Here is a 10,268-nt window from a genome sequence, read left to right as displayed (position 1 = left end):
CGGCGCCAGAACCTAAATCTGGTGCGTCTACCAATTCCGCCACCCCCGCACAAATTTTTTACACTAATTAACCCTAGTGTTTGGGTATTATGAAACAGAGCCATTAAGCATTATCACTCGTGCGCTTGGTAGAGCGCTGATAGTTTACTTAACAGAAAATGGTGCGGAGGGAGAGACTTGAACTCTCACACCTCGCGGCGCCAGAACCTAAATCTGGTGCGTCTACCAATTCCGCCACCCCCGCAAATTCTGTTTCATTTTTAAATTGTATGGTGGCTATGGCGGGACTTGAACCTGCGACCCCAGCATTATGAGTGCTGTGCTCTAACCAGCTGAGCTACATAGCCAATGGCTGGGATACCAGGATTTGAACCTGGGAATGGCGAGATCAAAACCCGCTGCCTTACCGCTTGGCGATATCCCAACAGCGCTGAGTGCGAGTCCTGCATTGGTGACAGTTAAAGGCTTGTTCAGCAACCTTTAAATTAAGACTCTAAAAGAGTGGCTGGGATACCAGGATTTGAACCTGGGAATGGCGAGATCAAAACCCGCTGCCTTACCGCTTGGCGATATCCCAACAACTTATTCTTGGTGACAACCCGCTTTACAAGCCAGTTATCTGCAATTTGTGGTGCGGAGGGAGAGACTTGAACTCTCACACCTTACGGCGCCAGAACCTAAATCTGGTGCGTCTACCAATTCCGCCACCCCCGCACAAATTGTTTGCTTCATTGGTGGCTATGGCGGGACTTGAACCTGCGACCCCAGCATTATGAGTGCTGTGCTCTAACCAGCTGAGCTACATAGCCTTGAAGCATGCTTCTTATTGGAAGCGGGGCGTATTATGCTTATTCGCCCCTGTTTGGTCAACCGCTTTTTGTAAGATAATCGCCAAACTTTTACTGCTTGCAGCTATTTTGAGCAAAAGGGCATACTTTAGCGATTTTTTAGATCTAAGCACACCCTGAAGCGTTAAGTTTTAGTAACAAATCAACCTAACTTTTATTACACATTAAAGCGGAAGTGAATAACGTCACCGTCTTTAACAATGTAATCTTTACCTTCTAAACGCCATTTACCGGCATCTTTGGCACCAGCTTCACCATTGCCCGCAATATAATCGTCATAACCGACGATTTCGGCACGGATAAATCCTTTTTCAAAATCAGTATGAATCTTACCTGCCGCTTGCGGCGCTGTTGCTCCTACTGGAATTGTCCAAGCACGCACTTCTTTAACGCCTGCGGTAAAGTAAGTGTGTAGACTCAACAGAGAGTAACCACCTCGAATCACACGGTCAAGACCTGATTCAGTCATGCCTAGATCTTCCATAAATTCAGCACGGTCTTCGTCTTCAAGCTCTGACAGTTCAGCTTCAATCGCGGCACATACAGATACGACGATAGCACCTTCTTTTTCGGCTAATTCTTTTACTTGGTCTAGGTATGGATTATTTTCAAAACCATCTTCTGCTACGTTAGCAATGTACATCGTCGGCTTGATGGTCAAGAAATTAAACCCATCAACAATGACTTTTTCTTCTTTAGTAAATTCAATTGAACGAATTTGACCCGCTTCTTCTAGTACTGGCAGAATCTTTTTCAGCACTTCGGTTTGTTGTACCGCTTCTTTGTCACCGCCTTTAGCACGCTTTTGTAAGCGGGTAATGGCTTTCTCACAAGAATCTAAGTCAGCAAGCGCCAGCTCAGTGTTGATCACTTCGATATCGTCCAGCGGCGATACTTTACCGGCAACGTGAACGACGTTATCGTCAGAGAAACAACGAACCACGTGGCCAATGGCATCAGTCTCACGGATGTTGGCTAGGAACTGGTTACCTAAACCTTCACCTTTTGAAGCACCAGCTACCAGACCTGCAATGTCCACAAATTCCATGGTGGTTGGCAGTATGCGCTCAGGGTTTACAATTTTAGCCAAAGCATCTAAACGTAAATCCGGTACAGGTACCATACCTGTATTTGGCTCGATGGTACAAAACGGAAAGTTGGCCGCTTCGATACCTGCTTTTGTTAATGCATTAAATAACGTTGATTTACCTACGTTAGGTAAGCCTACTATGCCACATTTAAAACCCATGGTTTCACCTTTTACGTTTACTTTGCAGTGGCCTTAAAGCTATGAAGACGACTCATCGCTTTTGCCATATCTTGTTTAAATAAAATATCTGTCGAACGAACAGCCTCATCGATAGCTTCATCAATCATAGTTCGTTCATTCGCAGGCGGCTTACCTAAAACATAGCCGCTGACCCGATTTTTATCCCCTGGATGGCCAATGCCGATTCGCAGACGATAAAAACCCTTGTTGTTACCCATTTTGCTGATAATGTCACGCAAACCATTATGACCGCCATGGCCACCACCAAGTTTAAACTTAGCCATGCCAGGGTCCATATCAAGCTCATCGTGGGCAACTAAAATCTCGTCAATATTGATGCGGAAAAAATTCGCCAAAGCCGCCACTGACTTACCACTTAAATTCATGAAAGTCGTTGGTACCAGTAAGCGCACATCTTTACCAGCAATGGTAGCCTTGGCGCTTAGACCAAAGTACTTACTGTCTGGGCTTAGGCGCACACCAGCATCATTGGCTAATTGCTCGACATACCATTGACCTGCATTATGGCGAGTACCTGCGTACTCAGAACCAGGGTTTGCCAAGCCAACAATTAGCTTAATATCTGCCATTTTTATTGCGCCCTTCATAAAAAAGGGGGCATTCTAGCACCCTGTTTAAATATTTTATATAGCTATCCTAATCCCATCGCATACTTAAGGACTTGTTTTTTTATTGGCCCTGAATGATTCGCCAGCTTCAATAGCATATTTCGCAGCATTGGTAGCGGCCCCGTTTGTATTTTAAAGCCTTTATAAAAGACATCCATGGCAGACATCATTAATAAGTTGTCTTTATAGCGCCGGTCTTGGTAGCGCTGTAACCATGCAGTATCGCCAAGTTGCTCTGCTGCTACCTTTTCTAACTCTTGCAGTAATACCGCCACATCTTTAAAACCAAGGTTAACGCCCTGCCCGGCTAATGGATTAATGGTATGGGCGGCATCTCCCAGCAGCACCACATTATCAATAAAGTAACGTTGAGCATGGCGTCTGGTCAGTGGGAAACTGGCGTAATCTACGACCTCAAATTGACCGAGTTTATTTGGAAATATTTGTGCAATTTGGCTTTGCAATTGACGCGGATTTAGCTGCTGCAATTGTTTGATGGTGGCTGGTGAATCGTACCAAACTAATGACGCTTTGTTACCGGGCAAAGGCAATAACGCCTTTGGCCCTGTTGGCGTGAACTGCTGCCAAGTGGTGTCTTGCTGCCCTTGCTCAGTATTAATATTAATCAGCATGCAATGATGACCGTAATCCCAACCACTAATGCCAATGCCCGCCCAATGACGCACATAAGAATTGGCACCATCGGCGGCCACTAATAATGGTGCCGTTAACTGTTCGCCACTGGCCAGGGTGATTTCCACCACGCCCTTGTTGCGATTGATTTGGTTAATGCTGGTGTGGGTAAATGGCGTAATGCTGTGGTCTGCAAACTGCTGCCATAGGGCCAATACTATCACGCGGTTTTCAATAATATGACCAAGGTGACTGGCACCTACCTCTTCTGCGCGAAAGGCGGTTTTGACGTTTTCATTGCGCTCCCAGGTTTCTAGTCCTAAGTAGGGACAAGTGCGCATACTATTAATGCTTGGCCAGGCACCCAGCTGAGTCAGTAGCTGTTCTGAAGCGACACTAATGGCAGAGACTCGCAAATCCATAGGGCTGTTAGGATCAAAGTCTTTAGCTGGATTGGCTTCAATAATGGCGACCTTAAACCCCAACTTGGCCGCCCCCACGGCAACCGCAGCACCGACCATACCGCCACCATTAATGATTAAGTCAAACTTTCGCACTGGATTTCACCCATCCCATTTTCAACTAAAATTAGAATACCATTTCCTGCTAGGAGCGCCTACAAAGATTCATCTTCTATCTGGTTATGGGTAAAATCCCAGCAGATTTGTCAAAATTTGAGCACTCCATCGGAACAAAAGCTAGTCAAGTCGCGGTGAGATGGGTAAAATACGCGGCTATTTTCCAGTTGTATTTACGCGGATAACCAACTTCTATGAGCAAGAAACTACATATTAAAACTTGGGGCTGTCAAATGAATGAGTACGACTCTTCAAAAATGGCAGACTTATTAGGCGATGCCCAAGGCTATATCGAAACCGAAGAGCCAGAGGAAGCTGATATCTTACTTTTGAACACCTGTTCAATTCGTGAGAAGGCCCAAGAGAAGGTGTTCCACCAGCTCGGTCGTTGGAAAAATTTAAAAGACAAAAACCCTAACCTGATTATTGGTGTAGGTGGCTGTGTTGCTTCACAAGAAGGTAAGCATATCCGTCAGCGTGCGCCTTATGTTGATCTGGTATTTGGTCCACAAACTCTACACCGCCTGCCTGAAATGATTTCTCAGGTACAAGCGGGCGAAAAAGCAGTGATCGATATTTCATTCCCAGAGATTGAAAAGTTCGATAGCTTGCCAGAGCCTAAAGCTGAAGGTCCAAGCGCGTTTGTTTCTATTATGGAAGGCTGTTCTAAATATTGCTCTTTCTGTGTCGTACCTTACACCCGTGGTGAAGAAGTAAGCCGTCCGCTAGATGACGTATTATACGAGATTGCTCAGCTTGCTGAACAAGGTGTACGTGAAGTAAATCTACTAGGCCAAAACGTTAACGCTTACCGTGGTGAAGACCATGAAGGTGGTATTTGTCGTTTCTCTGAACTGCTGCGCTATGTTGCTGCGATTGACGGTATTGACCGTATTCGCTACACCACCAGTCATCCGTTAGAGTTTACCCCTGACATTATCGAAGCTTATGAAGACACCCCTGAACTCGTTGACTTCTTGCATCTACCTGTTCAATCTGGTGCTGACCGTATTCTGACGCTAATGAAGCGCCCACATACCGCTCTAGAATATAAGTCGATTATCCGTGCTCTTCGTAAAGTCCGTCCTAATATGCACATTAGTTCTGACTTTATTATTGGTTTCCCTGGCGAAACCGTTGCTGATTTTGAAGCAACCATGAAGCTGATTGAACAAGTTGAGTTTGATCAAAGCTTCAGCTTTGTTTACTCAGCACGTCCGGGCACACCTGCGGCTGACTTACCAGATGACGTAAGCGAAGAAGAGAAGAAACAACGTCTTTATATTCTTCAACAGCGCATTAATCAGAATGCCATGATGTATTCCCGTCGCATGATGGGTACCGTTCAGCGAATTTTAGTTGAAGGTCCATCTAAGAAAGATATTATGGAACTGCAAGGACGTACTGAGAATAACCGCGTAGTTAACTTCCAAGGTACTCCAGATATGATTGGTAAATTTGTTGATGTTGAAATTACTGAAGCACTAACCAACTCACTTCGTGGTAAAGTAATTCGCACCGAAGATCAAATGGACTTACGTCGTGAGCTGCGTCCACAGGACATTCTTGCTAAGCGTGATAACAACGCTAACTATGGCGTAGAAACTTTTCAACCATAATTGGACCTTAAAGGAATAATTTTGAGTAATAAACTCATCCAACTGGATGTTTATTTAGAGCCCGCAGAGCGCAGTCAATTGGCTGCTCTTTGCGGTCCTTTTGATGACAACTTAAAACAAATTGAACGACGTTTAGGCGTTGAGATCACCTATCGTGATAATCACTTCCAGGCTCTTGGTGCACCCGCACAGGCTCATGCTGTAATTGAACTGCTTAAAAAGCTTTATATTGAAGCCGCACCAATTAAAGGCCAGCAAGCTGACTTAGAGCCCGATCAGGTTCACCTTGCGATTCAAGAAGCTAAAGTTCTTGAGCAAGAACAAGAAGATCGCTTCGGTAAAGAAATTTATGTTAAAACTAAACGTGGTTTAATTAAGCCCCGCAACCCAAATCAGTCGCAATACTTAGCTAATATCGTTAATCACGATATCACTTTCGGCATTGGTCCTGCTGGTACTGGTAAAACCTATCTCGCGGTTGCCGCAGCAGTAGATGCCTACGAGCGCCAAGAAGTTCGTCGTATCTTATTGACCCGACCTGCAGTTGAAGCTGGCGAAAAGCTAGGCTTTTTACCTGGTGATTTAAGCCAGAAAGTCGATCCTTACTTACGCCCCCTATACGACGCCTTATTTGAGATGATGGGCTTTGAAAAAGTGGAACGCCTAATCGAGAAAAGTGTTATTGAAGTGGCGCCATTAGCCTACATGCGTGGTCGAACGTTAAATGATGCATTCATTATTCTCGACGAATCGCAAAATACCACTGTTGAACAGATGAAAATGTTCTTAACTCGAATTGGTTTTAATAGTCGGGCGGTGATTACTGGTGATATTACCCAGATCGATTTACCTAGGCATACCAAATCTGGCTTAAGACATGCCGTTGAGGTGCTTTCAGAAGTCCCCGAATTAAGCTTTAATTTCTTTGTGGCTAAAGATGTCGTTCGCCACCCTATCGTGGCCAGCATTGTAGATGCATACGAGCGTCACGATCAAAAACTAGCCCGTGAAGAAGCGGCTCTTAAAAAGCAAAAACTCATGGAACAACAAGATGAATCTGAATCTTGATCTACAACTTGCTTTTGAGCATAGTGATACTCCAAGCTTACAACAATTTGAGCTTTGGGCCAGTTCGGTATTGGCTGATTACAAAGATGATGCCGAACTCACTATTCGCATAGTTGATAATGAAGAGTCACAATATCTGAATCACCAATATCGTGGCAAAGATAAACCAACCAATGTGCTTTCTTTCCCATTTGAGGCGCCTGCACATATTGAGTTACCTTTGTTGGGAGATTTGGTTATCAGTGCCCCAGTGGTCTGTGCCGAAGCTAAAGAACAAAACAAGTCAATCATCAGCCATTGGGCCCATATGGTTATCCATGGCTGCTTGCATTTGCTTGGTTTTGATCACATAAATGAAGCCGAAGCTGAAGAAATGGAAGCAATAGAAATTGCTGTTATGACCCAGTTAGGGTATAACAACCCTTATGAACAACAGTAACTTGTTGTTCATAAGATATTTTAACTAACAAATGAAAGATATGAACGAAGATACCCCCCCGAGTACCAATCCCCAGAAAAAAAGCTGGTTAGACAAAGTAAGCCAGTTATTTCAAGGGGAACCACAAAGTCTTGAGCAATTAGCCGAAGTGATTACTGAAGCTGAACAAAATGATGTCATCTCAGAAGATGCCCGTGAGATGATCAAAGGCGTTTTAGAGGTATCGGATCTTAAAGTAAGGGATATCATGATCCCTCGCTCACAGATCGTAGCCATCCGTAAAGATGATTCAATCGAAGCCATGCTTAATTGCATCATTGAATCTGCCCACTCACGCTTCCCTGTTATTAACGAAGATAAAGACCATATCGAAGGCATATTACTTGCTAAAGATCTGATCCCTTATGGTTTTCGCGAGCAAACTAACAGCGAAGAGTTCAGTTTAGATAAAATTATTCGTCCCGCGGTAGTCGTACCAGAATCAAAACGTGTTGATGTACTCCTAAAAGAGTTTCGTTCCCAACGTTATCATATGGCCATTGTAGTTGACGAATATGGCGGCGTCTCTGGGCTAGTCACGATTGAAGATATTCTAGAAGAAATCGTTGGTGAAATTGCTGATGAATATGATGACGAAGAAGATCTAACCGAAATTCGTCACATTGCTCAACAGGTGTATTCTGTTAAAGCTTTAACTAACATTGCGGACTTTAATGACGCCTTTCAGAGTGACTTTAGTGATGAAGAGTTTGATACCATCGGTGGGCTCGTTTCCCATGGCTTTGGGCATTTACCAGAGCGTGGAGAAACCATTATCATTCATGGGTTTGAATTTAAAGTTAGCAGTGCCGATACTCGACGTCTAATACAACTGCAAGTCAAAGTACCTGATCGCGCCATCAGTGATGAACAAAGTAATTAGAGTCTAGGATAATGACAGCCATGCTCCAACGATTGGTCAACAATGGCCATTTGTTAGCAAGCTTCGCAGCCGGTGCGGCGACCTTGCTTGCTTATGCTCCCTTTGGAATATGGCCTGTCATATTACTCAGTTTTATTGTACCGCTGCATTTTAGCCAGCCGCAGCCACCAGCTGCAGCCGCAAAAACTTGGTTTGCCTATGGCTTAGGAAAGTTTTGCTTTGGGATCAGCTGGGTTCATGTATCAATCGACACTTATGGCGGCCTGCCGATAATTGTATCGTTATTGATCATGCTGTTACTGTGCGCTTACCTCGCCTTATTTAGCGCAGCCAGTGGCTATCTCCTGCAAAGACTAAATCCACAACATAAGCCTTTGCCTTTATTACTATTATTTGCACCTATATGGACAGCATTTGAATGGTTACGCGGCACGTTGCTGACTGGATTTCCTTGGCTTTGGGAAGGATACGCCCTAATCGACAGTCCGCTTGCTTTGTTGGCCAATTCTATTGGCGCTTTAGGATTAACCCTATTATTAGTGCAACTGGCTACTGGGTTGTATTTATTCCTAAAAAAGCAATGGTCCGCAGTTTTGCTGCCAGTTATTTTATTGACGATAACCTTTATCGTGAGCAACTTAAACAAACCGCAACTGACTGAGCAACAAGTTGATGTCGTTTTAGTACAAGGTAATATTCCCCAAAGCTTGAAATGGCAGCCTGAAAACCTCTGGCCAACGATGTTCAAGTATTTAGATCTTACCCGAGCCGATTTTGATGCTGATATCATAGTTTGGCCTGAAGCTGCCATCCCAGCGCCTATGCATATGGTCAGTAGTTTTGTTGCTAATGCTCATAAAGCTGCCACCTTTCATGAAGCTGCTCTGATTACTGGCATTATTGCCGTTGAAAATGACACCTACTTCAATCGCTTGATTACCTTAGGCCAAGCAGCAAGCACTCCTGTAAGAACCAGTCAATCTCTGACTGAGCCTGAAAGATCCATCGCCATCGCCCCCTATATAAATGAGTATTCAGGGGCGGATGTTGCCACCCAAAATAACCAATATGATAAACATCACCTTCTGCCTGTTGGTGAATTCGTTCCATTTGAAGATTGGCTTAGACCACTGGCACCTTTCTTCAATTTACCCATGTCTTCTTTTGCTCGTGGTGACTTAGTACAACCCAATTTAAATGCCAAAGGTTATCAACTGTTACCTGCGATTTGCTATGAAATTGCGTTTCCTGAACAATTAAGAGCAAATTTGACTGCAAATACCGACTTTTTGTTAACGGTCTCAAATGATGCTTGGTTTGGCGAGTCCGTTGGTCCGGTACAACATATGCAAATAGCGCAGATGCGAGCCATTGAATTAGGCCGACCGCTACTGAGGGCAACCAACAATGGCGTTACCGCTGTGGTAGACAGTTATGGAACCATACAAAAACAAATACCCCAGTTCGAAACTGGGGTATTACGCCACAAAGTTAATTTAGTATCTGGTGATACCATTTTTGCCCGCTATGGTCACTGGACTGTACTGTTAGTGAGTATTATCCTAATGATACAAGGACTTAGACATAGTTGGTCGAGAGAACCTTAAACTGTCGCATACGACACAAGGGCCAATTTTCTGTGGGTGATCATAGTGACTTTGGTGGTGGCAGCTATAACATTCAAGGTCACCATGTCCGATGATTTCACCCGAAAGATAAACGCCATTGGTACTTAAATCATGATTCAGTTCATGCATTTCTACCCGTTGATGATCAGCCATTGAATATAACCATTGCCATAATGAATCACGAGCCAGCAAGATAGAAACACTTTTATTTAATATGTTGGCATCTCGATTGTGTAAAAAGCTGCGTATATCACGGCGGATATACCTCTCAGTTAATAGCAGGTCATCCTCGTCTGCAAAGCCCTGAATATCCAGATAGGTTAACGACTTTTCCAGTAAAGCAGGCAGATCTGTCATGGTCAGATCGGGCTCGGCCGTATAGCGCTTTTGTAGCTGGGTTAACAGTTCATGGTAGGCCGTTAATAATCGACTATTTTCACTCATATATCCCTCCCCTTGAACGTCAAAGAGGTGTCATTGTTTTTCCCTAAACACTACAAGTCCTATCCTCAAGCCTAGCTGATAATGGCTTATTTGCACCAATAAATAATCCACTTTTGTGTTACAACTGGTGTCATTCATAAATATTGACAAATTTTGTACTTTTTCCGTTATCAAATTAGCCTTCAAGCCG

The 10,268-nt window shown here is 44.0% G+C and carries 9 protein-coding genes and 6 tRNA genes; 5 read left to right on the top strand and 10 right to left on the bottom strand.

All coding sequences use genetic code 11. From position 1 onward, the window contains the following. Positions 1 to 159: 159 nt before the first annotated feature. From GFB48_RS13950 to GFB48_RS13910, 9 genes are all read right to left on the bottom strand, one after another. Positions 160 to 244 (bottom strand) — tRNA-Leu (locus GFB48_RS13950). A gap of 26 nt (positions 245 to 270) precedes the next feature. Next, positions 271 to 347: transfer RNA gene (locus GFB48_RS13945), tRNA-Met, on the bottom strand. A 2-nt stretch (positions 348 to 349) separates the two neighbouring features. After that, positions 350 to 424, bottom strand: a tRNA-Gln gene (locus GFB48_RS13940). A gap of 78 nt (positions 425 to 502) precedes the next feature. Further along, positions 503 to 577 (bottom strand) — tRNA-Gln (locus GFB48_RS13935). Between the two features lie 52 nt (positions 578 to 629). Next, positions 630 to 714 (bottom strand) — tRNA-Leu (locus tag GFB48_RS13930). Between the two features lie 18 nt (positions 715 to 732). Beyond that, positions 733 to 809, bottom strand: a tRNA-Met gene (locus GFB48_RS13925). 196 nt (positions 810 to 1,005) lie between these two features. Next, positions 1,006 to 2,097 (bottom strand): redox-regulated ATPase YchF, encoded by a 1,092-nt coding sequence (ychF, locus tag GFB48_RS13920; RefSeq protein WP_163936974.1) that lies wholly within the window; start codon positions 2,095 to 2,097, stop codon positions 1,006 to 1,008. Positions 2,098 to 2,114: 17 nt separating this feature from the next. After that, the gene (gene pth, locus GFB48_RS13915; protein WP_163936972.1) at positions 2,115 to 2,708 is read right to left on the bottom strand and encodes an aminoacyl-tRNA hydrolase; all 594 of its coding nucleotides are present in this window, start codon (positions 2,706 to 2,708) and stop codon (positions 2,115 to 2,117) included. Positions 2,709 to 2,770: 62 nt separating this feature from the next. Further along, on the bottom strand, positions 2,771 to 3,937 hold the full coding sequence (locus tag GFB48_RS13910; RefSeq protein ID WP_163936970.1) for an FAD-dependent monooxygenase: 1,167 nt from the start codon (positions 3,935 to 3,937) through the stop codon (positions 2,771 to 2,773). A 215-nt stretch (positions 3,938 to 4,152) separates the two neighbouring features. Here GFB48_RS13910 and miaB point away from each other — a divergent pair, with 215 nt between their 5' ends. From miaB to lnt, 5 genes are read left to right on the top strand one after another with little or no spacing between them, the layout of a single operon-like run. Further along, positions 4,153 to 5,577, top strand: coding sequence for a tRNA (N6-isopentenyl adenosine(37)-C2)-methylthiotransferase MiaB (gene miaB / locus GFB48_RS13905; protein ID WP_163936967.1), 1,425 nt, complete (start codon positions 4,153 to 4,155; stop codon positions 5,575 to 5,577). 21 nt (positions 5,578 to 5,598) lie between these two features. Continuing rightward, a complete protein-coding gene (locus tag GFB48_RS13900; protein ID WP_163936964.1) occupies positions 5,599 to 6,645 on the top strand; it encodes a PhoH family protein in 1,047 nt (348 codons plus the stop codon). Further along, complete coding sequence (gene ybeY, locus GFB48_RS13895; protein WP_163936961.1) at positions 6,629 to 7,084, top strand: rRNA maturation RNase YbeY; 456 nt, start codon at positions 6,629 to 6,631, stop codon at positions 7,082 to 7,084. Before GFB48_RS13900 ends, ybeY begins: the two co-directional genes overlap by 17 nt. 40 nt (positions 7,085 to 7,124) lie before the next feature. Beyond that, positions 7,125 to 8,006 carry a CNNM family magnesium/cobalt transport protein CorC gene (gene corC / locus GFB48_RS13890; RefSeq protein ID WP_163936958.1) on the top strand — a complete coding sequence of 294 codons (882 nt, stop codon included), beginning with the start codon at positions 7,125 to 7,127 and terminating at the stop codon, positions 8,004 to 8,006. A gap of 20 nt (positions 8,007 to 8,026) precedes the next feature. Further along, positions 8,027 to 9,613, top strand: a complete 1,587-nt coding sequence (gene lnt / locus GFB48_RS13885) for an apolipoprotein N-acyltransferase (RefSeq protein ID WP_163936955.1) — start codon at positions 8,027 to 8,029, stop codon at positions 9,611 to 9,613. On the opposite strand, the gene GFB48_RS13880 is transcribed toward lnt, so the two are convergent. Next, positions 9,569 to 10,078, bottom strand: coding sequence for a zinc ribbon-containing protein (locus tag GFB48_RS13880; RefSeq protein WP_163936952.1), 510 nt, complete (start codon positions 10,076 to 10,078; stop codon positions 9,569 to 9,571). The genes lnt and GFB48_RS13880 overlap by 45 nt on opposite strands. Positions 10,079 to 10,268 lie beyond the last annotated feature (190 nt).

Source organism: Paraferrimonas sp. SM1919 (genome assembly GCF_010993985.1).
Classification (GTDB): domain Bacteria; phylum Pseudomonadota; class Gammaproteobacteria; order Enterobacterales; family Shewanellaceae; genus SM1919.
The sequence above is the reverse complement of the archived record's forward strand: the minus strand, read 5'-3'. Positions and strand labels throughout refer to the sequence as shown.